Genomic DNA, 22,966 nt, shown 5'->3' with positions numbered 1-22,966 from the left:
TGAAGACATCCAGAGCGAGCACGGGCACAGTCCCAGCGCGCTGATCGCGGCGCGGATCGAGAAGCGCTGGGCGACCCTGTCGGTCGCCATCATCGTGCTGCTCGCCGCCATGGCGGCCTTCGCCGGCATCCATCAGGCCACCATGCCGCAGGCGCGGGTGGAGACGGCCGATCCATCAACCCTGCATCTCTCCGGCGAGTTCATCGAGAGCAATCTCGGCAGCGCCGTGGAGCCCGATGGCAGCGTCACCGTGCGCGCCATCGGCCAGCAATATTCCTTCACCCCGCAATGCGTCGTGGTGCCGGCCGACACGCCGGTCACCCTCCGCGCCACCAGCGCCGACGTGGTGCATGGCATCCTGATCGAGGGCACCAACATCAACACCATGCTGGTGCCGGGCTACGTCTCCGTCATGAACGCCCGCTTCAAGGAGCCCGGCGACCATCTCATGCCCTGCCAGGAATTCTGCGGCGTCGGCCACGAAGGCATGTGGGGCAAGGTTCAGGTCGTCGACAAGGACACGTTCCGCGCCATGAGCACCGACAACCGGAGGCTGACCTGTGTTAAGTAACAAGCGGCTCGTCCTTGCCCATTTTCTCCTCGCCTTCGTGCTTTTCGGCGTCGCGCTGCTGCTTGGCGCATGGCAGATGTACATCCGCAGCCCGCTGCATCCCTGGCTGAGCAATCCCGAACTCTATTACCGCTCGCTGACGGCGCACGGCACGGTGATGGGCTATGCCTTCCCGACGCTGATCGCGATGGGCTTCGGCTATGCGATCAGCCAGCTGGCGCTGAAGCAGCCGCTGGTCGGCCCGCGCTGGGCCTGGGCGTCCTTCTTCCTGGTCGCCGGCGGCGCCGTCGTCGCGATGATCCCGGTGTCGCTCGGCTGGGCCTCGGTGCTCTACACCTTCTACCCGCCGCTGATCGCCAACCCGCTCTTCTATATCGGCGTCGTGCTGCTGGTCGTCGGCTCGTGGATCTGGGTCGCGCTGATGTCGATCAACCTGCGGGTCTGGAAGCGCGCCAACCCCGGCGTGCCGGTGCCGCTGGCGATGTTCGCCAATGTGGCCGGATCCTATTTGTGGGGCTGGACCGCCATCGGCGCGGCGCTGGAAGTGCTGCTGCAGATCCTGCCTGTGGCGCTCGGCTTCAAGCACACGATCGACGCCGGCCTCAGCCGCGTGTTCTTCTCCTGGACGCTGCACGCGATCGTCTATTTCTGGCTGATGCCGACCTATATCGCCTATTACACGATCGTGCCGCGGGCGATCGGCGGCAAGCTCTACTCCGACACCATGGCGCGGATCTCGTTCATCCTGTTCCTGGTGGTCGCCATGCCGATCGGCATCCACCACGTCTTCGCCGATCCGGAAGTCGGTGCCGGCTTCAAGTTCATCCATTCAGCCTTCACGGCGCTGGTGGCCCTGCCGACGCTCCTGACCGTCTTCACGATCTGCGCCTCGGTCGAAATCGCGGGCAGGCTGCGCGGCGGCAAGGGCATCTTCGGCTGGCTCAAGGTCCTGCCCTGGCAGAACCCGATCATGCTGGCCGTCGCCTTCTCCTTCGTCATGCTGGGCTTCGGCGGCGCGGGCGGGCTCATCAACATGAGCTACCAGCTGGATACGACGATCCATAACACCCAGTGGATCACGGGCCATTTCCACCTGATCTTCGGCGGCGCGATCGTGATCATGTATTTCGCGATCGCCTACGACCTGTGGCCCCACCTGACGGGCCGGGCGCTGACCGATCTCCGGCTGATGCGCGCGCAGCTCTGGCTCTGGTTCATCGGCATGATCGTGACCACCTTCCCGTGGCACTGGGTGGGCATTCTCGGCATGCCAAGGCGCATGGCCTTCTTCGACTATACCAGCCCCGAGCTCCAGCCCGAGGCGATCTCGGTGATCGTCTCCGCCTTCGGCGGCTTCATCCTGGTCATCTCCGGCTTCATGTTCCTCGCCGTGCTGGCGCGCGGAATGATGACGCCGCGCACGCAGGCCGGGGAATACCGGTTCAGCGTCGCGGTCCATCCGCCGGTGCGGGTGCCGGTGGCCCTCAACAGCCACGGGCTCTGGGTCGGCCTGATGATCGCGCTGACGCTGACCAACTACGCCTTCCCGATCTTCGATCTCGCCGTGCGCAAGGATACGTCGGTGCCTGCGGTCTATGTGGGAGCGCGATGATGGCCAGCGAACCTCTGTTCTCCCGCCGCAATCCCTGGTTCGTGATCAGCGTGAGCCTGACGGCCGCCCTGGTGCTGCTGGTCGCGGCGCTCGGCATGATCCTGCTGCCCTACGCGCAGAAGGACATCAAGTTCGCCGGCATCTGGGACGCGATCTGCAGCGCCGCCGGCGTGCCGACGGCGCGCTCGGCCTCGGCCCCGATCGAGCCGGGCTTCAAGACATCCGATGTGGTCCTGACCTCCGGCATGCTCTCCCACCCCCCGGCCGAATCCATCGGCCGGGGCGCGACGATCGCCCTGCAATGCGCGATCTGCCATGGTCCGAGCGGCGTCAGCCAGGCGCAATCGCCCAACCTCGCCGGCCAGTATGCGAGCGTCGTCTTCAAGCAATTGCAGGACTTCAAGTCGGGCGCGCGGGTGAATGCCGTGATGACCCCCTTCGCGGTGAAGCTCAGCGACCAGGACATGAAGGACGTCGCGGCCTATTATGCCTACCTCCCGCGCCTGCCCGGCTACCATCCGGCCTCCGACCAGCCGCAGCCGCGCATCGTGATCAATGGCGCGCCGCTGCGCGGCATCGCGCCCTGCGGCTCCTGTCATGGCCGGATCGACAACAAGACGGGCAGCCCGTGGCTGGAAGGCCAGTCGGCCGTCTATATCCGGACGCAACTGGAAATGTTCGCCAGGGGCGACCGGCGCAACGACATCAGCCAGCAGATGCGCAACGTCGCCCGCGCGATGACGCCGGAGGAAATTCAGCAGGCGGCGGATTATTACGCCTCGCAGTCCCCGACCGGGATCCATACAACGATGCGCTGAGGCGCATCGTCCACGGAGTGAGCTCGCAGTGTCTTCCCCGAATCTGAAGGTCGTTGCCGGCGGTCCGGACCGGCGGGCGCAGATCACCGCCGAGATCGCGGGGCGCACCGGCATCGACGACCTCATGATCGAAAAGCTGGTCCGCGCCTTTTACGGACGGGCCCGGCAGGACCCGCTTATCGGCCCCATCTTCGACGCCCACATCGCCGATTGGGAAGCCCACATCGCCAAGCTCTGCGACTTCTGGTCCTCGGTGGCCCTGATGACCGGGCGCTATCACGGCACGCCCATGCGGGTTCACATGCCGCTGCCGCTGGACCAGGCCGCCTTCTCCCGCTGGCTCGCGATCTTCGGCGAGACGGCCCGCGAAGTCTGCCCGCCCGCCGCTGCCGAACACTTCGTCGAGCGGGCGAACCGGATCGCCAACAGCCTTGAAATGGGCGTCGCGACCAGCCGCGGCCAGATCGTCGCGCCCCGGATCTAGACGGATAACCAAGCCGACCGCACCGGCCGACGGGGCGGCCGGCGATGCCGGCCGTCCTTTTGCTGTCACGACAGTGTCACGACAGGGGCCGCAAGACCCTTGTCAGGCGTCCCCGAGGCCGCCCGCGAGCAGGCCCTCCAGCCCGATCGGCAAATGCCGGACGCGAATGCCCGTCGCGTGCCAGACCGCGTTGGCGATGGCGCCTGCCGTGCCGGTGACCCCGATCTCGCCCACGCCCTTGATGCCGAGCGCGTTGACGTGGGGATCGTGTTCCTCGACCAGGATGGCTTCCACGGACGGAATGTCGGCGTTGACCGGCACATGGTACTCCGCGAGGTTCGCGTTCATGATGCGGCCGGAACGCCTGTCCGTGATCGCATGCTCGTGCAGTGCGAACGACACGCCCCAGATCATGCCGCCGAGATACTGGCTCTCCACCATGCGCGGATTGATCACGCGGCCCGCCGCGAAGGCGCCGACCAGCCGCGTCACGCGGATTTGGCCGAGCTCAGGATGGACCTTGACCTCGGCGAAGACCGCACCGTGCGCATGCATGGCGTAGGCGTTCCGCACCGCCGGATCGGCCGCGCTCTTGCCCCGCGCCTCGATCTCGGGGAGTCCCGCACGGGCGAGGATGTCGGCATAGCTTTCGCTGCGGCTCTCGTCGTCGCGACGGAAGAGCCTGCCGTCGCGGGCGACCACGCCGGCATTCCCGGCCCCGAACAGGGGCGAGTTCTCGGCCGAGGTCGCGAGGTCGGCGAGCCGGGCGATCACCTTCGCGCCGGCATCGTGCAGGGCCATGCCGGCGGTTGCGGTGTGACCCGAGCCGCCGGCGATACCGGCGTCCGGCAGGTCGGAGGTGCCCGCCCTGAATTCCACCTGGTCGATGTCGAGGCCGAGCCCGTCGGCGGCGATCTGCGCCAGAGCGGTCCAGGCGCCCTGCCCCATGTCCTGCGCGCCGGTTTCCATCAGTCCGGTGCCGTCGCTCTTGATGGCGGCGCGCGCCTCGGCCTGGAACATCAGCGCGGGAAAGGTCGCCGTGCCCATGCCCCAGCCGACCAGCAGGCCGGAGGCGTCCCGCATCTGTCGAGGCTGCAGCGGACGGGCCGCCCAGCCGAAGCGCTCGGCACCCTGCGCATAGCATTCGCGCAGCGCCTTGGAGGAGAACGGCTTGCCCGATGTCGGCTCCACTTCGGCATAGTTCTTCAGCCGGAAATCCAGCGGATCCATGCCGCAGGCTTCCGCCATTTCGTCGAGGGCGCCTTCCAGCGCGAGCGAACCCGTGGCCTCGCCGGGCGCTCGCATGAACATCGGCGTTCCCGTATCCAGCCGCACCCCATCATGGCTGGTCGCGATTGCCGGGCTCGCATAAAGCGTGTGGGACGCATTGGAAGCGGGCTCGAAGAAGTCGTCGAACGTGCTGGACGCGGTCCGGGTGTGGTGCGCCAGCGCCGTCAACGCGCCGTCCCCGGCCGTGCCGAGCCGCAGGGTCTGCCGGGTCGGGCCGCGATGGCCGACGGGGCCGTACATCTGCTCGCGGCGCAGCACCAGCTTGACCGGCCGCCCCACCATCCGCGCCGCCAGGATGCCGAGCACCTGGGGGCCGGACATCACGCCCTTGCCGCCGAAGCCGCCGCCGAGAAACGGGCTGCGGATGTGGATGTCTTCCGGCGCGATGCCGAACAGGCCGGCGACCCGGCCGACCGCCATCGCAAGGCCCTGCGTGGGAGTATCGATGGAGAGCCTGTCCCCGTCCCAGGCGGCGACGATGGCATGCGGCTCCATCGGATTGTGGTACTGGGCCGGCGTCTCGTAAGTCGCCTCGACGCGGCGGGATGCGGCCGCAAGACCCGCCTCCACATCGCCATGGCTGTCGTTCGGCGGGTTGCCGACGCCGACGCCCTGCGGCGTGAAGACCTCGTTCCCGTCCAGCCCGACTCGCGCCGGCTCGACATCGTAGCGGGGCGCCAGCAGCGCCGCGCCCTCGGTCGCCGCTTCCAGCGTGTCCGCGATCACCACGGCGATCGGCTGGTTGGGGTAGCGCACCCGATCGTTCTGCAGGACGTCGAGCCGGAACATAAAGGGGTGGTTCTTGGCGTCCGGATCTTCGGCGAGCGGTGGCCGGTTCTCCGGCGTCATGACATCGATGACGCCGGGATGGGCCTTCGCCGCCGCGACATCCAGTGCCGTGACGCGGCCGCGTGCGATGCTGCTCACGGCCAGCGCGGCATAGACCATGCTTTCCGGGTGATTATCGGCGGCATAGCGCGCCGCACCCGTGACCTTGAGAAGCCCGTCTCGCCGGGTCAGCGGCTGCCCGACATTGGAGCCGTGCCGGACATGGGCCGGATTCTGCGTCAGCGAAATCTCAGACATGCGACAGTTCTCCGGGAACGGGGGCGAAGGGAGAGGCCGGAAGCGCCGGCACCCGGTCGGGCGTTCCAGCGGCGGCCAGGGTGAGCGCGCGCGTCACGATGCGGCGGGCGAGCTCGATCTTGAAGCCGTTCTCGCCGGAGGGACGGGCATCTGCGAGCGCGATCCGGGCGGCTTCGCGGAAGGCGGGCGCATCCGGCCGCGCGTCGGCAAGGCTCGCCTCCGCGTCGCGCACCCGCCACGGTTTCAGCGCGACGCCGCCCAGCGCGATGCGGGCCTCGGCGATGGCGCCGTCCTCGATCCGCAGCGCCGCCACGGCGGAGACCACGGCGAAGGCATAGGACGTGCGCTCGCGGACCTTGAGGTAACGCGCGTGGCCGGCGAAACCCGCCGCCTCGGCCGGCAGGCGCACGCCGGTGATGAGTTCGCCCGGCTCCAGCACGCTGTCGCGCTCCGGATGGCCATCGGGCAGGCGGTGGAAGCTTTCCACGGGCACTTCGCGCCGTCCCGCCGCGCCTTCGATCTCCACCGTCGCATTGAGGGCGACAAGCGGCACGCAGAAGTCGGAAGGATGCGTGGCAATGCAGCTTTCGCTCCAGCCGAGCACGGCGTGCAAACGGTTCTCGCCGCCCAGCGCATCGCAGCCGCTGCCGGGCTCGCGTTTGTTGCAGGCGCTGGCGAGGTCGTAGAAATAGGCGCAGCGGGTCCGCTGCATCAGGTTGCCGCCGACGGTCGCGGCATTGCGGAGCTGCGGCGAGGCACCGGACAGAAGCGCTTCGGCGACTGCCGGGAACCGGCGGGCGAAGTCCCGGTCGTAGGCGAGATCGGCATTGCGAACCAGCGCGCCGATACGGACGCCGCCATCCGGCATATGCTCGATACGGTCGAGGCCGGGCAGATGGCCGATGTCGACCAGCCGGCCGGGCTGGGCGATGCCGCCCTTCATCAGGTCGACAAGGTTGGTGCCGGCGGCGAGGTAGGCGGCTCCGGGGGCGGATGCCGCGGCGACCGCTTCCGGGATCGTTGCGGGGCGGACGTAATCGAAGGTCTTCATGCGGCGTCCTTTCGTCCGGCTCCGGCCATGCGCTCCTGCGCGTCCAGCACCGCCCGGGTGATGCCGGCATAGGCGGCGCAGCGGCAGAGATTGCCGCTCATGCCCTCGCGCACGCGCTCGGGATCGGCGCCCGCCTGCGCTTCCTCGATCAGGCCGACAGCGCTCATGATCTGGCCGGGCGTGCAGAAGCCGCACTGGAAACCGTCATGGGCGATGAAGGCGGCCTGAACGGGATGAAGCTCGTCGCCCTTCGCCAGTCCTTCGATGGTGCGGATCTGCGCCCCGTCATGGCTGATCGCCAGCGCCAGGCACGAGTTGATGCGGCGGCCATCCACCAGCACGGTGCAGGCGCCGCACTGGCCGCGATCGCAACCCTTCTTGGTGCCGGTGAGATCCAGCCGCTCGCGCAGGAGGTCCAGCAGGGTCACGCGGGGGTCGTCGAGGGTGACCGTGCGCGCCACCTCGTTCACGGTGAGAGTGATCGAAAAACTCATGCGTTGCTCCGATCAGAGCTGTACTGAAGAGGGAGCAGCGCCGTGGGCGCTGCGGTGAAGTTCTGGTCATCGTGTCGTCCGGCGGCACGGTGACGCAGAGCGCGGGTGCCGGGCGGCTCGAACTTCGATGGGTGCTTGTCGCTTCGCTCTGCGGTGAAATATACGGAGGGAGCCTCCGTTTTCAAGGGGCAGAGACCGGACGACCATGGAAGAGCGTTCAGGCAGACCGGTGAAAGCACTGCGCGCCGATGCGGCCCGCAATCGCGAGCGCCTGCTGGGAGCGGCCAAAAGCGTGTTCAGCGCCGGCGGACCCGAGGCCAGCCTCGAGGCGGTGGCGCGACGCGCCGGCGTCGGGATCGGCACGCTCTACCGGCACTTCCCGACACGCCAGGCGCTGTTCGAGGCCGTGTACCGGCGCGAGGTGCAGCATCTGGTGGATCTGGCGGAGGAGCTGAAGGGGGAAGCCGACCCCATCGAGGCGCTGCGCCGCTGGATGCATTCCAGCGTGGAGTTCGTGGCGACCAAGAAAGGCATGGTGGCCTCGCTCGCGCTGGTTGCCTATGGCTGCTCGGAGCTTTCCGCCTTTACCTTCGAGAACCTGACCAGGGCCGTCGGGCAGCTTCTGGACCGGGCGGTCACGGCGGGTCGTATCCGCGACGACGTCGATGCGGCCGACCTGCTGCGCGCGCTGATCGGCGTCTGCTACATGCATGACCAACCGGGCTGGCAGGAAAGCGCCGTGCGCCTGATGGATGTCTTCGCCGACGGGCTTTGCCTCCCCCAGCGCGAAACGGTTTGCTGAGCAGGCAGGAGGCCGCTTCGTCGTGTTCCCCGGGAGGGCGATTTCCCGCCTGCGGGCTTCTGCTCAGCGACGGATGTTGAGCCTTCTTGTCGCACCGGGACGGTATCTTTGTCCTCTTTTGGTGCACAATCCCGCGCTAGTAGGCTCCGCGATCACAAATGAACCCTCTCCCTAAACGGGAAGACGCGTCTGTGTTAAGGATTCGGTAGCCATAGTTCGCGATAACGAGCAACCGGTCGGGTGCTCGGCAACCCGGAACGGCCCCACCCAGCGAGGCAAGGCGCGTGATGATCAGAAACTTTGATGATTCCTCGTCGGGTGGACGTTCCTCGCGCGGGTTCCGCAAGATGTCCACGGCCCTCGTCGGAACCAGCATTGCCGCCGCTCTCGCCGTCGTCGCGCTGCCGGCAACGCGCACGCACCTCTTTTCCCTGCACGCCGCCGCATCTGCGGGCGCTGGGCTTCCGTCTGTCCAGGCCCCCGGCACGGAGGGCGATGCAAACTCCCACCGCTACCCTCTGGCTCCGCGCGGCGACCGGCTGGTCGTCCATCAGGAGCGTTCGGCCGATCGCGGAACGCTGCTCCGGAACGGCCGCTTCGCGTGGCAGCCGACCCCGATGCAACTCGCCAGGAATTCAGATCGGTATGGCGGGTATCTCGCCGCCCCGGTCCGCATCGCCGCGACGGAACTGGCCAGCCGCTTCCGCAGCACCACGCCGGAGTGGAAAGAGGCTTTCCAGCTTCCGGGCCAGCTTCCGGGCCAGCTTCCGACCCAGCTTGCGGCCTCTCCCGCGGCCGCTCCGGTGACGCTGGCGTCCCTGCCCCAGCCGGCCCCCGACGTCAGCGCCCGCTCCCTCGAGGTCGCTTCCGCGTCGGCCTTGCGGATCCCGACGGCCCGACCGATCGTTACGGCCGAACTCGGCGCGGATACCGAAGCCCCGGCCTCCGTCGAGGCCGAGATCCCGATGGTTCTCCCCTCGCCGCGCCCGAGCATCGTGGCCCAGTCTCCCGTTCAATCTCCCGTTCCGGCACCCGTCCAGCGGCCGACGCTGGTGGCGCGCGCCGAGGCCGAGCCCGCACGAGCGGCGCCGATCATCAAGGCGTCCTACACGCAGGAAACCCCGGCCACGCGACCGGAACCGGGGACCCGCATGGCGGTGCCGCGGCAGCAGAATTCGACGACGCTCGCCTATGCGTCACCGGACGAAGACGTCGATGGCGGCAAGTCGGAAAACATCTTCGGGCGGCTTTTCGGTCGCGGCGGCGGCATGGCGAACCTGCCGGGACCCTCGAGCGGCGTGGCCGTCTACGATATCGCTTCGGCCAGCGTTCGCCTGCCGAACGGCCAGCGGCTGGAGGCCCATTCCGGCCTTTCCCGCATGCAGGACGACGCGCGCTTCGTCCACGAGAAGAACCGTGGCCCGACGCCGCCCAACGTCTACAACCTCGTGGCCCGCGAGCGCCTGTTCCATGGCGCGGCCGCCATCCGGCTGCTGCCCGCCGACGGCCGCAAGAAGTACAACCGCGACGGCCTGCTCGCCCATCCCTACATGTATATCGGCGGCGGCGACCGGTCGCAGTCCAACGGCTGCGTGGTCTTCAAGGACTACAACCGCTTCCTGGCGGCTTTCCGGGCAGGCCTGATCAACCGCCTGGTGGTCGTCCCGAACATGAACGAGCTGCCGACCTATATGGCGATGCTCTAGGGCGTCGTCCGAACCGGCTGTCAAACCGCGCGGGCAAACGATCCGGGCGAAAGATCGAAGGGGAAGAGCAGGCGCTGCTCTTCCCCTTTTTCTATTCGAGATTTTCGTGTGCGCCGGGCTCGCCATTGGACCAGTAGCCGGAAGCGCGCATCCAGCGGGGCGGATGCCTGAGCTCATCGAGAACGTAGCTCCGCAACGACTTGGCAATCCCCGCTTCCGCCGCGATCCAGACGTAACCGTCGCCATCGGGCAGTGCGAGATCCTGCACCACGCGCCGCATGGTCGCCGCCTCGTCGCGGCCCTCCTCGCGGCATAGCCAGCGCGGCGTCCAGTCCGCGGCGGTCTCGATCTCCTGCGCCTCGCCCGGATTGTCCACGACGACCACCGTGAAGACGGGAACGCCGGGGCGGAGTTCCTCCAGCCGCCGGCCGATCGCCGGCAGCCCGGTCTCGTCCGCCATCAGCAGGTACCAGTCGAAATCGTCCGGCACGACCATGGAGCCGCGCGGGCCGCCGATATGGAGCTCGTCGCCCACCCTGGCGTTCATCGCCCAGGCGGTCGCCGGGCCGGCTTCATGCAGGGCGAAGTCGATGGTGAGCGAATGCTTCTCGCGGTTGAAGGCGCGGGGCGTGTAATCGCGCATGCAGGGTTCGCCGCCTTCGACGGGGAAGAACAGCTTGATGTGATCGTCCGGCGAACGGCTGTCGAAATCGGCAAGCTCCGGCGAGGTGAGTTCCACCCGCAGCATCTTCGGCGTGACGTGCGTCACCGCCGCGACCGTCAGGGTGCGGCGGCGGATCTCGTGACGCATGCGGACGATCTCATGGCGACCGGCCCCGGACGCCGCAGCCGCCCCGTTTTCAAGCATCTCTGACATTTATCTCTCCTGCGAAGACATGACCGGCGGACGGATCGGCGCGCTTGGCCAGCGAACACCGAGGCGGAAATCGAAATCCTGACAATTTATATCAGGATTATGCCCACCCGAAGAAATATGGAAGCCTCGCCTTTGCGCGATGGGACGGGAGCGCCGCCGAATTCGGCTTCTTGAAGGTCGCGGCTGCCGCGTCGGGCGACCCGCCCCCTGGCAGTCGCCAAGGGGCTGAGGAAGATCGAAGCGGGCTCTGCGGAGGGCGCGGCTCGGCCCGATCTCCCCGATCGGCGTCGCGCGGTCAGCGCCAGCCGAGCGCCGGCGCAACGTGGGTCAGGATCGCCTCGATCACGTGGGCGTTGTAGTCGACGCCGAGCTGGTTCGGCACGGTGAGGAGCAGCGTGTCGGCCTCGGCGATCGCCTCGTCCTGCCGCAACTGTTCCACCAGCGCGTCCGGCGCGGCGGCATAGCTGCGCCCGAAGATCGCCCGGGTCTTCTCGTCGATGAAGCCGACCTGATCCTGCTCCTCGCGAGAGCCGCCGAAATAGGCGCGGTCCCGGTCGTCCACGAGCGCGAAGATGCTGCGGCTGACGGACACCCGCGGCTCGCGCGCATGTCCCGCTTCCTTCCAGGCCTCGCGGTAGGCCCGGATCTGGGCTGCCTGCTGAACGTGGAAGGGTTCGCCGGTTTCATCGTCCTTGAGCGTGGAGCTCTGCAGGTTCATCCCGAGCTTTGCCGCCCAGGCCGCCGTGGCGTTGGAGCCGGCGCCCCACCAGATGCGATCGCGCAAACCTTCCGAATGCGGCTCTAGGCGGAGCGGGCCGGGCGGGTTCGGGAACATCGGCCGCGGATTGGGCTGGGCGAAGCCCTCGCCGCGCAGGACGTCGAGCAGCATTTCCGTGCGCTGCCGCCCCATATCGGCGTCGCTCTGCCCCTCGGCCGGTCGGTGGCCGAAATAGCGCCAGCCGTCGATCACCTGCTCCGGCGAACCGCGGCTGATGCCGAGCTGCAGGCGGCCCCCGGCGATGAGGTCGGCGGAGCCCGCGTCCTCGGCCATGTAGAGCGGGTTCTCGTAGCGCATGTCGATGACGGCCGTGCCGATCTCGATGCGGCTCGTGCGGGCGCCGACCGCCGCCAGCAGCGGAAACGGCGAGGCGAGCTGCCGGGCGAAATGATGCACGCGGAAATAGGCGCCATCGGCGCCGAGTTCCTCGGCCGCCACGGCCAGTTCGATGGATTGCAGCAGCGCATCGGAGGCCGAGCGCGTCTGCGATTGCGGCGAGGGCGTCCAGTGCCCGAACGAGAGAAAGCCGATTTTTTTCATGGCCGATATCTATGCAGGATCAGGGACGAAAACCACAAGCGGGCGGCAGATATGCCGTGCGCGGATCGCTTCCCCGCTTATTCGAGCCGCGTTTTCTTGCAGTTTCGCACAATCGGCGCTGAGGCGGCCAGCAGCGTATTGGCCATGAGGATCGCGGCGCCGCTCACCGGGACGAGGCCGCCTGCCGGGCAGAGGGGTCGCGCGCCGAAACTATGGCCCGGAGCGGCACCCCCATCCGCGAAATCCTTCAGGCGTGCGGTGCCGCCGAGTTCGATCGCGGATGATCAAGGACGACAGGACTTCGAACGGATCAACCGGCCTCCCGGTTCTCGGTTCGCTGGCTCCCGAAGCCACGGATCTGGGCGCTATGGCGAAGGAACGATCACGATCAGCCCTAAATATGCTCACATACGATCAGCATCCTGATTGACTCTGATCTTTTCTCCTGATCATCTGGAGGTCAGGAGGATCGATGACGGACGACCGGCTTGAGATCATTCGGCACCATCTCTATGCGCGCGGCTCGGCCAGCGTGCAGGAGCTTTGCGGTGCCACGGGCGCCTCGCTGGCGACCGTCAGGCGCGACCTGCAGCGCCTGGAAGACGAAGGGGCCGTCGAGCGGACGCATGGCGGTGTCAGGCTGGCAGAAACCGCCGGTGTGGAGCTCGGCTTCCGGGTTCGCGAAAAGCGCAACATCGCGGCCAAGCGGGCGATTGCCCGCAGCGCGACGGAGATGATCCGGCCGCAAAGCACGATCTTCCTCGATGCGGGCACGACGGTGCTGCAGGTGGCGCGGCTCCTTCGGCTGCAGCCCATGCCGCTTTCGGTCTTCACCAACGGTCTGGCCGTGGCCTATGAACTCGCCAACGTTCCCGACCTCCGCGTCAGCGTCATCGGCGGCCAGCTTCGCAACGAGAACCTTTCCTTTGTCGGGCCGCAGGCGGAGCGCACGCTCGACGACCTCTGGTTCGACCAACTCTTCATGGGCTTCAGCGCGGTCCACGAGGATGGCAGCTTCCATACGCTCGACGTGATCGAGGCGAGCCTGAACCGCCGCATGCTCGACCGCACGAGGCAGCCTGTCCTCCTGGCGGATTCCTCCAAGTTCGACCTGCATGCCCCGTATCGGGTCGCGACATTCGCGCCGGGCATGAAGATCATCACCGACGAGGGGCTGTCGACCGACTGGCGCAGCCGTGTCGCCGATCTCGGCGCCGATCTCGTGCTGGCAGCGGGAGAGGTGGAGGCGTGATCGCTGCGGCTGCACCCGATGCGAGCGCCGGACCGGTGGTGATCGGCCTGGATGGCGGCGGCTCCAAGACGCTGCTGGCCGTCGCCCGGCCGGATGGCACGGCTGCCGCCTGCTTCCGCGAGGCGGGCAGCAATCCTTTCGACGCGCCCGACTGGCGCGGCGTGTTGCAGCGCCTGAAGGCGCGCGCGGTCGATTTCCTGCCGTCCACCGAAGCCGCCGTGTTCGGGCTCCCCGGATATGGCGAGGTTTCCGCCGTGTCCGCCGCGCAGGAGGCCGCCGCCCAGGAGTTCGGAGCGTTTCCGCTGCGGGTGCTGAACGACGTCCATGCGGCGTATGAGGGCGCCTTCGTCGGCCAGCCCGGCGTGCTGCTTCTGGCCGGCACGGGTTCCATGGCCTGGGCCGCATCGGCGGCGGGCGAGAACGTCCGGGTCGGCGGCTGGGGCGATGCTTTCGGCGACGAAGGCAGCGCCTACTGGATCGGCCGGGAAACGATTGCCCGCGTCAGTCGCATGATCGACGGCCGACTGCCGCCGAGCGGGCTGGCGGAGGCGCTGTTCACGCATCTCGGCCTTTCCCGCGACGACCGGCAGGAAGCGCTGATCGACTGGTACGGCTCGCGCACGCATCCGCGCTCCGACCTCGCGCGTCTGGCGCAGTTCGTCGACGGGGCGGCGGAAACCGGCGACGCGCAGGCGCTACGGATCCTCGACGACGCCGCCGAGCATCTTGCCGCGCATGTCCTTGCCGCATGGAAGGCGATCGTCGAGCCCGGAGCGGACGAAAGCGAGATCCGCTGGAGCTTCGCCGGGGGCGCCTTCCGCAGCCGTATCCTGCTGGATCGCGTCACCGCGAAGATCGGGACCCGACCGACAGATCCGGCCCTGCCGCCGATCGGGGGGGCGCTCTGGCGCGCCGCCCGCGACGCCGGCTGGACCGTGAATGAGACCTGGCTTTCGCGATTGGGGAAATCGCTGGCCGGGTTTCCAGAAGTTTAGGCCGTTCACAAAAAGGGGAGAGCGGACATGTTGGGAAGAGGAATTTCAAGGAAGCTCGCGGCGGCATTGGCCACCACGGCGCTGACGACGACGCTGTTCTGCGCGGCAGCCGCGCAGGCGGAAGAGATCACCGTGCTGCTGCCGTCCTTCGGGGCCGATGCCACGACGCGGCAATTGCTGGAAGGCTTCACCAAGGAATCCGGCATCGAAGTCAATCTCCAGACCATGTCCTGGGACGACATCCGGCCGAAGATCGTGACCTCGATGGTCGCGGGCACCGCCCCGGCCGATGCGATCGAGTTCGACTGGTCCTGGATCGGCCAGTTCGGCGCGGCCAAGTGGTTCACGCCGCTGGACGACAAGTTCGACGCGGCCCTGATCAAGGACATGCCGACGGCTTCCGTCTTCACCTATGAGGGCAAGCTCTACGGCGTGCCCTATGCCAACGACTTCCGGGTCAACTCCGTCAACATGGCCTTGCTGAAGAAGGCCGGCATCACCGAGGCGCCGAAGACGCCCGACGACATCCTGAAGGACGCCAAGATCCTGAAGGACAAGAAGGTGGTTGACTACCCCGTGTCGATCCCGCTGGCGGCGGCGGAGGGCACCTCGACCGCGTGGTATTTCCTCACCCGCATGTACGGCGGCGAACTCTTCGACAAGGACTGGAAGCCGCTTTTCACCGCCAAGGATTCGGCCGGCTACAAGGCGCTGGAATGGATCGCCCAGGGGCTGCATGACGGCCTGATCAACCCGGCGATGACCGGCCTCACCGACATGCAGGTCACCGCCTCCTTCGCGGGCGGCAATGCGGCGATCGACCTGGCCGGGCATCCCTACGACCTCGCGACCTACAACGATCCGCAGAAATCCAAGGTGGTGGGTCAGGTGACCTACAGCCTGGCAGCGGCCGATCCGGCCAAGCCGATGACGATCGCGCTGCCGGAAGCGATGGGCATTCCCGTGAATTCCAAGCACAAGGACGCCGCGGTGAAGTTCATCAAGTGGTGGAGCGAGCACCAGCCGGAGATCTATACGGCCGTGTCCGTGCTGCCGACGCGAACGTCCGCGCTGGAAGGGCTCGCCAAGGACGGCAAGCTGCAGGGCGGCGCGGAGATCGCCAAGTACAGCGCCTATACCCAGGCGATCTTCTCGCAGGGCACGCCTGCCTGGTATTCCGAGTTCAGCGGCGCTGTCTCCGCGACGATCAACCAGGTCGCCAAGGGTCAGATCACCGTCGACGCGGCGGTGAAGCAGATCGCCGATCGCGCCCAGTCGGCGCAGCAGCAGTAGGCGGGGCAAGGGAGAGCGTACCCATGACCCTGTCGATGACCGACTCTTATCGCGTTCGGGTGACACGACGGCTGCGGTTGACCGGAAGCGACGCCCGGGAAGCGCTGCTCGGCGGTTCCCTCGTGCTGCCCGTCATCGTCGTCATGGGTGCGCTCGTCTTCTTCCCGCTCGTCATGACGGCCGGGCAGAGCCTGTTCCGCATCGATCCGATGCGGCCGGGCACTCCCTTTATCGGGATGACGAACTACACGCGCCTCTTCAACGATCCCGAGGTTCGCGCGGCGACCGCCAACACGCTGTGGCTGGTGCTCCTCGCCGTGGTGCTGGAAACGCTGGGGGGCGTCGCTTTCGCCCTCCTGCTGCAAAGCATGGGCCGGGCCCGGAAATGGCTCCTGGCCGCTATTATTCTCCCGTGGGCGATCCCGTCGGTCGTGAACTCGCTGATGTGGAGCTGGATGTTCAATCCGACCTACGGCGTGATCAACGCGATCCTGCGCGGACTGCACCTGATCTCGGGGGATTTCGTCTGGTCCAACAACCGGACGGCCGCGCTCGTGCTGATCGCGCTGGTGCATGTCTGGAAGATGCTGCCGCTGACCGCCGTCATCATGCTGGCGGCGCTGCAGGGCATCCCCGCCCAGCTTTATGAGGCGGCCAAGATCGACGGGGCCTCGTCATGGCGGACCTTCATTTCCGTCACCCTGCCGCTCACCGCCGGGCCGCTGGCCATCGCCATGACGCAGTCGACGGTGACGGCCTTCAACCTCTTCGACGAGGCCTGGATCCTCGGCGGTGCCAGCCTCGATACACGCAGCCTGCTGATCGAGGTCTACATGACCGCCTTCCAGAACCTTCACATGTCCTACGGGATGGCGCTGTCGATCCTGGTGATGCTCGCATCGCTGGCGGTCTCCTCGGTGTTCGTCCTGCGCGGCCGCGGGGAGACGCACAGTGAGTGAGGCCCTTTCCCTGCGCCTGTCGGAGGCGCTCACTCCGGCCAAGATCGGCAAGGGCGTGCTGATCGCGCTGGTGCTCCTCTGGTCGCTCGGGCCGATCTACTGGGCGCTGAATTCCAGCCTGATGCAGCCGGTGGACCTGACGGCCGTGCCGCCGCACGCCTTTCCGCCGGCGCCGACGCTGAAGACCTATTCGGGGCTGCTCGGCCTGCAGGGGGCGGCCGACAACGCGACGGGGGCGTCGATCTGGCCGCACTTCCGGGCCGCCACGATCAACAGCCTCGTCACGGCGGTGGCCGGCACGCTCGGCACCATCGTCGTCGCGGCGCTGGGCGGCTATGCCTTCGCCCGGCTCCGCTTTCCCGGCCGCAACATCGTCTTCGGCCTTGTCGTGGCGACCCTCGCGGTCCCCGGCTACACCGTGATCATTCCGCTCTACCGGCTGATGATCAAGCTCGGGCTCGTCGACACCTATCTCGGCCTGACGCTGATCTACATGTCCGCCTTCCTGCCGCTGGCGCTCTGGCTGATGCGAAGCTTCTTCCTGAGCCTGCCGAAGTCGCTGGAAGAGGCGGCGCAGATCGACGGGGCGAGCCGGCTCTACACGCTGTTCCGCATCGTGCTGCCGCTCGCCATGCCCGGCCTGATCGCGACGGCCATCGTCACCTTCCTCAGCGTCTGGCAGCAGTTCAGCGTCCCGCTGGTCTTCTCGCCGACCTACGCCACCAAGCCGCTGACCGTGATGATCCCGGAACTCGCATCGCGGCACGACCTCAATTTCGGCCTGATCAACGCTGCCGGCATCCTCGCGATCCTGCCGCCTTTCGTCGTGGTCGTCTTCCTCAACCGGTTCCTCGTGCAGGGACTGACTGCCGGCGCCGGCAAGTAACCCAGGAGAAGGTATTTCAAATGAACGCCACAGAGCGCAGCATCGTGGAGCAGTTCCCGTTCTGGGACGGAGCGCCCGAGCCCGCGATCCGGGCCGATGCCTCGAAGTCCTACGTCGTGGTCGGCTGCGGCACGTCCTATTATCTGGCCCAGTGCATCGCCGCCACGATGAACCTGCGCGGCATCCAGGCCCTGGCCGTACCCGGCAGCGAGTGGACGCACCGCGCGCAGGCCTATGTCCGCGATGAGAAGGCCGTCACCGTCGTCGCTTTGTCGCGCAGCGGCGAGAGCACCGAGACGGTGCAGGCGGCCGAACGCAGCCGCAGCGTCGGCATCGAGGTGATCGGCATCACCTGCGACCGCGACAGCAGCCTGACCCGCCATTCCGATCACGTCATCTTTGCCGAGACGCATCCGCAGGAGGGCATCGTGATGACGTCCTCGGCCTCGCTGATGGTGCTGATGGCGCTGCGCTTCATCGGCGTCCCCGTCGGCCCGGACGTCACGCGCGAGGCCGACCGGGTGATGCGGGAGCTCGATGCCGCAATCGTGCCGCTGCTCTCTGGCCGCTCGCACTTCGTCTATCTCGGCAGCGGCCCGCTCTACGGTGTCGCCCAGGAAGGCTCGCTGAAGCTGCAGGAGATGAGCCTCAGCTACACCCAGGCCTACCATCCGATGGAATATCGGCACGGCCCGATCAGCCTCGTGGAGGCGCGGACGCTGGTCGTCATGCTCTACAGCCCGGAAATGCTGCCCGAGGAAACCAAGCTCGTGGCCGAACTTCGGGCCAAGGGCGCCGCCGTGATCGGCCTTGGCGGCCCCGGCGACCTGTCCATCTCGCTCGATGCGGAAGAGATCCTGCGCGGCCTCATCTGCCTGCCTGCCCTCCAGATCCTCGGCGAACGGCTGGCCGTCAGCCGCAAGATCGATTCCACCGCCCCGCGCCACCTCACCAAGGTCGTGCTGGTCGCCTGATCCACCCAGCGGCGCCGACCCCTCGGCCGGCAGCCCACCCCGCAACATCGATTGGAGGCATTCATGGCCAAGATCACATTCATCGGCGCCGGCAGCACGGTTTTCGCGCAGAACCTGCTCGGCGACATCCTGAGCTATCCCGAACTCGCCCATAGCGAAATCTGGCTCTACGACATCGACGCGGAGCGTCTTTCCACCTCCGAGATCGTGGCGCGCAAGATCGCGGCCTTTCTCAAGATCTCGCCGAAGATCATCGCGACCACCGACCGCGATCGCGCGCTGGACGGCGCGGATTATGCGATCAACATGATCCAGGTCGGCGGCTACAAGCCCTGCACGGTCACCGATTTCGAGATCCCGAAGAAATACGGCCTGCGCCAGACGATCGCCGACACGCTGGGCATCGGCGGCATCATGCGCGCGCTTCGCACGATCCCGGTGCAGCTGGAGATGGTGCACGACATGGAGCGGCTCTGCCCCGACGTGCTGCACCTCAATTACGTGAACCCGATGGCGATGAACGTCTGGGCGCTGAACCGTGGCAGCAGCGTGCGCACGGTCGGCCTTTGCCACAGCGTTCGCGGCACGGCCGCCCAGCTGGCGAAGGACATCGGCGTCCCGGCCGGCGATATCAACTATGTCGCCGCCGGCATCAACCACATCGCCTTCTACCTGAAGTTCGAGAAGGACGGCCGCGACCTCTATCCCGAGATCCGCAAGGTTCTCGCCGAAGGCCGCGTGCCCGCCGACAACCGCGTCCGCTACGACCTGCTGAAGCGCTTCGGCTATTTCGTGACGGAATCCAGCGAGCATTTCAGCGAGTACGTGCCGTGGTACATCCACCGCGAGCGTCCGGACCTGATCGAGGAATTCAACATTCCGCTCGATGAATACATCCGGCGCTGCGAAGTCCATATCGCGGACTGGGAGAAGACCCAGGCGGAGATGGAAGACCCGAACACGGTGATCGAGGCCAAGCGCAGCAGCGAATACGCCTCCGAGATCATCCACAGCTCGGAGACGGGCGTCAGCCGCGTGGTCTATGCCAACGTCATCAACAAGGGCTCCATCAGCAACCTGCCCGCCGATTGCTGCGTGGAAGTGCCTTGCCTCGTCGACAAGAACGGCGTCCAGCCGGTGCAGATCGGCGAGATCCCGATCCACCTCGCCGCGCTGATGCAGACCAGCATCAACGTGCAGCGCCTGACCGTGGAAGCGGCTCTCACCGGCAAGCGCGAGCATGTCTATCATGCCGCGATGCTCGACCCGCATACGGCGGCCGAACTCAGCGTCGACCAGATCTGGTCGCTGGTGGACGACCTCATCGAAGAGCATGGCAGCTGGCTGCCCGGCGCCCTGCACGAGCCGCTGCGCGAAGCCGCGGAATAAACGTCGAGGCCGGGCGGGGAAAGCTCTCCGCCCGGCCACATCGAACGCGGCATCATCGTCTCAGCGGCGGTACCGTCCGGCCAGCGGCGCTGCGGCTGGACTTCAACCCTTCAAGACGGTCAGCCGCCGGTCCTACAGGCCTGCCTCGTCGCGCGGCGAATTCGGCTTCGTCCGTCGATGACCTGCCGCCGCTTGAGCGGCACGCCCATCTATTCGGTGACCGACTGATGTCCGTTTCGATCCCGGACGGCGAGCGACACCTTCGCTCTGGCAGGCTCGCATCGAATGCAATTCGTAGGGTCGTGAAATCCTTTACGTTCGCGCCATTCTCACGCCAGAGCGCGGGGGTGCTTCCGCGAAGGCGGCAACCGCTGAGGCGAGATTTTCGCTGACCGTTCCCCGCACGACCGCGCCGTTCAGGAGGTCGACTTCCATCACGTGATCCGCCGATGACGCCGCTTCCGCAAAGACGTCCATTGGGTGGAATCCGACCACGAATCCCATTCCGCTGGCCAAGGCGTCGGCGAGGTTGTGGCCGCTTGCGCAGAGTCGATCGTGTCTCATGCGTCCAAGCCATGAGCTATCTGCCCGCTCTAGGCCAGATCCTGAGCTGAGCGAACAGAAGATCTTCGTCGGGAAGTCGCCTATTTCGGCGGGGCGCAGCTGGCGCGGATGACGAGTTCGAAAGGCAGGGGCTCGCTGCGGACGGATGACGCCGTTCCCGCGATCCTGTCGGCCAGCAAACGGAAGCCCTCGGCCCCCATCAGTCGCTTGGGCTGGCGGATCGTCGTCAGCGGTGGATCGTAGGCCGCGGCGATCTGGATATCGTCGAAGCCCATGACCGAGATGTCCCCCGGCGTGCTCAGCCCCCCCGCCCTGATCGCCTTGATCGCGCCGATCGCGGTTTCGTCGCTGGAGCAGAACACCGCAGTCGGACGCTCTCCGCTCGCAAGCAGCCTCGCCATCGCGTGTTCGCCGCCGGCTATCGTGTAGTCTCCGGCCGCGATCATGTGCTCGTCCACGGCAAGCCCGAGGCGCGCCAGCGCATCGCGGTAGCCCCGGAGCCGCAGGTCTGAGACGGTCGATGCGACGACGCCCGTGATATGTGCGATCCGGCGGTGTCCGAGCCCGGCCAGATACTCTGTCGCGGCACCCGCGGCGGCGCGCTGGTCGATCTCCACCGTCGGCAGCTTCTTGCCCGGAACCGGCTCCACCACCGCGACAAGCCGCCCGTCATGCGCCTTGCCCAAGAGCACGTCGGGCAGGCGGCCGTTCATCAGCAGCATCCCGTCGACACCGCCGGTGAGGAGCTGGCGGGCATGAAGATCGGCGCGGCGCGGGTCGTCGGCGGTGTTGCCGATCAGGACGTTGAATCCCGCCTCGTGCGCCGCCCCCTCCACGCCGACCAGAACCTCGGCGAAGAAGGGATTGGCGATGTCGGGGACGAGCGCCAGGATCTGCCGGGATTCCTGCAGCCGCAGCCGCTGCGCCATGTGGTTCACGACATAGCCGGTCTCGCGCACCGCCGCCTCGATGCGCTCGCGCGTTTCCCCCGTCACCAGCGGCGAGCCGGCGAGCGAGCGGCTGACGGTCGCCACCGAGACCCCCGCGAGCCTTGCCACATCTGTCATCTTGGGCCGTGAGCCCACGAACCGGTCCGTCAAGGCAGCAGCTCATTCATGCGTTGACGCAAGATGTAATCGATTGTAGCGTTTTCGGATAGACCCTTACTTGCTGCAATGCAAAGTAACAGGGTGCTTCTCTGCAGTGCAATATCGGACGCTCGATCAACGGACGCCGAATATACGAGAAGTGGGAGGAAGATATGAAGTTTTCCAGGGCGCTTTACCTGTCGGCGGTTTTTGCGCTGGCATCTGCCCCGTCCTCGCATGCCTCGGCCCAGACTGCCGATGTCATTCACTGGTGGACGAGCGGCTCGGAATCGAAGGCCGTCAAGGTCTTCGCCACCGAGTTCGAAAAGCGCGGCGGCAAGTGGATCGACAACGCGGTGGTCGGCGGCCAGCCCGCGCAGGCGCTGGCCATGAGCCGGATCGCCGGCGGCCAGCCTCCCGCCGCGCTGATGTGGAACATCGGCGTCGCGGTGCGCAAGCTGGCCGAGCAGGGCATCCTCACCGATCTCGATGCGGAGGCGAAGGCCGGCGGCTGGGCGGACAAGATCCCGCCGCTGATCGCCAGGAACGCCAGCTATGAGGGCCATTTCGTCGCCGTTCCCGTCGATATCCATGCCGACAACTGGCTCTGGTATTCCACCAAGGTGCTGGCCGACGCGGGCGTGGAGCCCCCGAAGACCTTCGACGAGATGATCGCCTCCGCCGACAAGATCAAGGCCAAGGGCTATATTCCGCTGGCGGTCGGCGGCGAACCCTGGCAGCAGGCGCTGCTGTTTCGCTCCGTCATGGTCGGCGTGGGCGGGAAGCCCTTCTACAAGAAGGTGATGATCGACCACGATGCCGATGCGGCCGCCGGGCCGGAGATGGTGAAGTCCTTCGACATGCTGCGGCGCCTGAAGCCGCTCACGGACGAGGGCATGGCCGGGCGCAAGTGGAACGACACGGCCATGCTGGTCGCCAGCGACAAGGCGGCGTTCCAGATCATGGGCGACTGGGTGAAGGGCGAGTTCAAGGCGGCGGGCCTGACCCCGGGCAAGGAGTTCGGTTGCCAGCTCTCGCCGGGCAACCAGGACGCCTACATCATGACGGTGGACGTCTTCGTCTTCCCCAAGACGAACGATCCCGACAAGCAGAAGGGCCAGCAACTCCTCGCCAACGTGATGATGGACCCTGAGGTCCAGGTCGCCTTCAACAAGGAAAAGGGCGCCATTCCCCCGCGCCTCGACGCCGATGTCGGCTCGCTCGACATGTGCAGCCAGCTCGGCAAGAAGGTCGTGTCCGTCCAGGACAACCAATTGCCCAACGCGGCCCTCGCGATGAGCGCCGACGCGGAAGGCCAGCTCGGCGACCTGGTCGCGCAGTTCTGGAGCGATCCCTCCATGACCTCGGAGGAGGCCGCGAAGAGCTTCTCCGGCATCATCGCCGGCGACCAGTAGGCAGCGACCAGCGAACGTCTGCGTTCCGGCTCGTGCCGGAGC

The 22,966-nt window shown here is 67.0% G+C and carries 21 protein-coding genes; 14 read left to right on the top strand and 7 right to left on the bottom strand.

Features of this window, described 5'->3' with window-relative positions; translation table 11 throughout:
• Window positions 1-7: 7 nt before the first annotated feature.
• The 4 genes from BMY25_RS10875 to BMY25_RS10860 are packed head-to-tail and all read left to right on the top strand — an operon-like array spanning window position 8 to window position 3,485.
• On the top strand, window positions 8-571 hold the full coding sequence (locus BMY25_RS10875; RefSeq protein WP_428976961.1) for a cupredoxin domain-containing protein: 564 nt from the start codon (window positions 8-10) through the stop codon (window positions 569-571).
• A complete protein-coding gene (locus tag BMY25_RS10870; protein WP_092496667.1) occupies window positions 561-2,183 on the top strand; it encodes a b(o/a)3-type cytochrome-c oxidase subunit 1 in 1,623 nt (540 codons plus the stop codon). The genes BMY25_RS10875 and BMY25_RS10870 overlap by 11 nt, the downstream gene beginning before the upstream one ends.
• A complete protein-coding gene (locus BMY25_RS10865) occupies window positions 2,183-3,001 on the top strand; it encodes a c-type cytochrome (RefSeq protein ID WP_092496666.1) in 819 nt (272 codons plus the stop codon). Before BMY25_RS10870 ends, BMY25_RS10865 begins: the two co-directional genes overlap by 1 nt.
• Window positions 3,002-3,029: 28 nt before the next feature.
• The gene (locus BMY25_RS10860; protein ID WP_238858278.1) at window positions 3,030-3,485 is read left to right on the top strand and encodes a group III truncated hemoglobin; all 456 of its coding nucleotides are present in this window, start codon (window positions 3,030-3,032) and stop codon (window positions 3,483-3,485) included.
• Window positions 3,486-3,587: 102 nt separating this feature from the next.
• Here BMY25_RS10860 and BMY25_RS10855 read toward each other — a convergent pair whose 3' ends face one another.
• The 3 genes from BMY25_RS10855 to BMY25_RS10845 are packed head-to-tail and all read right to left on the bottom strand — an operon-like array spanning window position 3,588 to window position 7,406.
• On the bottom strand, window positions 3,588-5,861 hold the full coding sequence (locus BMY25_RS10855) for a xanthine dehydrogenase family protein molybdopterin-binding subunit (protein ID WP_092496665.1): 2,274 nt from the start codon (window positions 5,859-5,861) through the stop codon (window positions 3,588-3,590).
• A complete protein-coding gene (locus BMY25_RS10850; protein WP_092496664.1) occupies window positions 5,854-6,912 on the bottom strand; it encodes an FAD binding domain-containing protein in 1,059 nt (352 codons plus the stop codon). The genes BMY25_RS10855 and BMY25_RS10850 overlap by 8 nt, the downstream gene beginning before the upstream one ends.
• Complete coding sequence (locus BMY25_RS10845; protein WP_092496663.1) at window positions 6,909-7,406, bottom strand: (2Fe-2S)-binding protein; 498 nt, start codon at window positions 7,404-7,406, stop codon at window positions 6,909-6,911. The genes BMY25_RS10850 and BMY25_RS10845 overlap by 4 nt, the downstream gene beginning before the upstream one ends.
• Before the next feature lie 205 nt (window positions 7,407-7,611).
• On the opposite strand from BMY25_RS10845, the gene BMY25_RS10840 reads away from it, so the two are divergent.
• Entirely contained in the window at window positions 7,612-8,208 is a 597-nt protein-coding gene (locus BMY25_RS10840) for a TetR/AcrR family transcriptional regulator (RefSeq protein ID WP_092496662.1), read from the top strand.
• A 287-nt stretch (window positions 8,209-8,495) separates the two neighbouring features.
• A complete protein-coding gene (locus BMY25_RS10835) occupies window positions 8,496-9,914 on the top strand; it encodes a DUF2778 domain-containing protein (RefSeq protein ID WP_092496661.1) in 1,419 nt (472 codons plus the stop codon).
• A 91-nt stretch (window positions 9,915-10,005) separates the two neighbouring features.
• Here BMY25_RS10835 and BMY25_RS10830 read toward each other — a convergent pair whose 3' ends face one another.
• A complete protein-coding gene (locus tag BMY25_RS10830; RefSeq protein ID WP_238858277.1) occupies window positions 10,006-10,791 on the bottom strand; it encodes a siderophore-interacting protein in 786 nt (261 codons plus the stop codon).
• A 295-nt stretch (window positions 10,792-11,086) separates the two neighbouring features.
• Window positions 11,087-12,109 (bottom strand): LLM class flavin-dependent oxidoreductase, encoded by a 1,023-nt coding sequence (locus BMY25_RS10825; protein ID WP_092496659.1) that lies wholly within the window; start codon window positions 12,107-12,109, stop codon window positions 11,087-11,089.
• Window positions 12,110-12,581: 472 nt separating this feature from the next.
• Between BMY25_RS10825 and BMY25_RS10820 the strand changes: the two genes are divergently transcribed.
• From BMY25_RS10820 to melA, 7 genes are all read left to right on the top strand, one after another.
• Window positions 12,582-13,361 carry a DeoR/GlpR family DNA-binding transcription regulator gene (locus BMY25_RS10820; protein WP_092496658.1) on the top strand — a complete coding sequence of 260 codons (780 nt, stop codon included), beginning with the start codon at window positions 12,582-12,584 and terminating at the stop codon, window positions 13,359-13,361.
• A complete protein-coding gene (locus BMY25_RS10815; RefSeq protein ID WP_177176819.1) occupies window positions 13,358-14,356 on the top strand; it encodes an N-acetylglucosamine kinase in 999 nt (332 codons plus the stop codon). Before BMY25_RS10820 ends, BMY25_RS10815 begins: the two co-directional genes overlap by 4 nt.
• 27 nt (window positions 14,357-14,383) lie before the next feature.
• The gene (locus BMY25_RS10810; protein WP_092496656.1) at window positions 14,384-15,649 is read left to right on the top strand and encodes an ABC transporter substrate-binding protein; all 1,266 of its coding nucleotides are present in this window, start codon (window positions 14,384-14,386) and stop codon (window positions 15,647-15,649) included.
• A 35-nt stretch (window positions 15,650-15,684) separates the two neighbouring features.
• Window positions 15,685-16,608: a carbohydrate ABC transporter permease gene (locus BMY25_RS10805; RefSeq protein ID WP_092496655.1), complete on the top strand. Its 924-nt coding sequence runs from the start codon at window positions 15,685-15,687 to the stop codon at window positions 16,606-16,608.
• Between the two features lie 43 nt (window positions 16,609-16,651).
• Window positions 16,652-17,494, top strand: coding sequence for a carbohydrate ABC transporter permease (locus tag BMY25_RS10800; protein WP_428976960.1), 843 nt, complete (start codon window positions 16,652-16,654; stop codon window positions 17,492-17,494).
• 20 nt (window positions 17,495-17,514) lie between these two features.
• Window positions 17,515-18,468 (top strand): SIS domain-containing protein, encoded by a 954-nt coding sequence (locus tag BMY25_RS10795; RefSeq protein WP_092496654.1) that lies wholly within the window; start codon window positions 17,515-17,517, stop codon window positions 18,466-18,468.
• Between the two features lie 63 nt (window positions 18,469-18,531).
• Window positions 18,532-19,857 (top strand): alpha-glucosidase/alpha-galactosidase, encoded by a 1,326-nt coding sequence (melA, locus tag BMY25_RS10790; RefSeq protein ID WP_092496653.1) that lies wholly within the window; start codon window positions 18,532-18,534, stop codon window positions 19,855-19,857.
• Window positions 19,858-20,169: 312 nt separating this feature from the next.
• On the opposite strand, the gene BMY25_RS20800 is transcribed toward melA, so the two are convergent.
• A complete protein-coding gene (locus BMY25_RS20800) occupies window positions 20,170-20,334 on the bottom strand; it encodes a hypothetical protein (protein ID WP_177176818.1) in 165 nt (54 codons plus the stop codon).
• Window positions 20,335-20,501: 167 nt separating this feature from the next.
• Window positions 20,502-21,488, bottom strand: coding sequence for a LacI family DNA-binding transcriptional regulator (locus tag BMY25_RS10785; protein ID WP_304529033.1), 987 nt, complete (start codon window positions 21,486-21,488; stop codon window positions 20,502-20,504).
• 194 nt (window positions 21,489-21,682) lie between these two features.
• Between BMY25_RS10785 and BMY25_RS10780 the strand changes: the two genes are divergently transcribed.
• Window positions 21,683-22,924: an ABC transporter substrate-binding protein gene (locus BMY25_RS10780; protein WP_092496651.1), complete on the top strand. Its 1,242-nt coding sequence runs from the start codon at window positions 21,683-21,685 to the stop codon at window positions 22,922-22,924.
• The last annotated feature ends 42 nt before the right edge of the window (window positions 22,925-22,966 follow it).

Source organism: Faunimonas pinastri (assembly GCF_900110915.1).
GTDB classification, from domain to species: domain Bacteria; phylum Pseudomonadota; class Alphaproteobacteria; order Rhizobiales; family Afifellaceae; genus Faunimonas; species Faunimonas pinastri.
This window is presented reverse-complemented; position numbering and strand designations above follow the sequence as displayed.

Coding starts and splice junctions, on each gene's coding strand:
- BMY25_RS10865 (WP_092496666.1), top strand. CDS start 2,183: ATGGCCAGCGAACCTCTGTTCTCCCGCCGCAATCCCTGGTTCGTGATC.
- BMY25_RS10855 (WP_092496665.1), bottom strand. CDS start 5,861: ATGTCTGAGATTTCGCTGACGCAGAATCCGGCCCATGTCCGGCACGGC.
- BMY25_RS10850 (WP_092496664.1), bottom strand. CDS start 6,912: ATGAAGACCTTCGATTACGTCCGCCCCGCAACGATCCCGGAAGCGGTC.
- BMY25_RS10845 (WP_092496663.1), bottom strand. CDS start 7,406: ATGAGTTTTTCGATCACTCTCACCGTGAACGAGGTGGCGCGCACGGTC.
- BMY25_RS10840 (WP_092496662.1), top strand. CDS start 7,612: ATGGAAGAGCGTTCAGGCAGACCGGTGAAAGCACTGCGCGCCGATGCG.
- BMY25_RS10835 (WP_092496661.1), top strand. CDS start 8,496: ATGATCAGAAACTTTGATGATTCCTCGTCGGGTGGACGTTCCTCGCGC.
- BMY25_RS10830 (WP_238858277.1), bottom strand. CDS start 10,791: ATGTCAGAGATGCTTGAAAACGGGGCGGCTGCGGCGTCCGGGGCCGGT.
- BMY25_RS10825 (WP_092496659.1), bottom strand. CDS start 12,109: ATGAAAAAAATCGGCTTTCTCTCGTTCGGGCACTGGACGCCCTCGCCG.
- BMY25_RS10820 (WP_092496658.1), top strand. CDS start 12,582: ATGACGGACGACCGGCTTGAGATCATTCGGCACCATCTCTATGCGCGC.
- BMY25_RS10810 (WP_092496656.1), top strand. CDS start 14,384: ATGTTGGGAAGAGGAATTTCAAGGAAGCTCGCGGCGGCATTGGCCACC.
- BMY25_RS10805 (WP_092496655.1), top strand. CDS start 15,685: ATGACCGACTCTTATCGCGTTCGGGTGACACGACGGCTGCGGTTGACC.
- BMY25_RS10795 (WP_092496654.1), top strand. CDS start 17,515: ATGAACGCCACAGAGCGCAGCATCGTGGAGCAGTTCCCGTTCTGGGAC.
- melA (WP_092496653.1), top strand. CDS start 18,532: ATGGCCAAGATCACATTCATCGGCGCCGGCAGCACGGTTTTCGCGCAG.
- BMY25_RS20800 (WP_177176818.1), bottom strand. CDS start 20,334: ATGGACGTCTTTGCGGAAGCGGCGTCATCGGCGGATCACGTGATGGAA.
- BMY25_RS10785 (WP_304529033.1), bottom strand. CDS start 21,488: ATGACAGATGTGGCAAGGCTCGCGGGGGTCTCGGTGGCGACCGTCAGC.
- BMY25_RS10780 (WP_092496651.1), top strand. CDS start 21,683: ATGAAGTTTTCCAGGGCGCTTTACCTGTCGGCGGTTTTTGCGCTGGCA.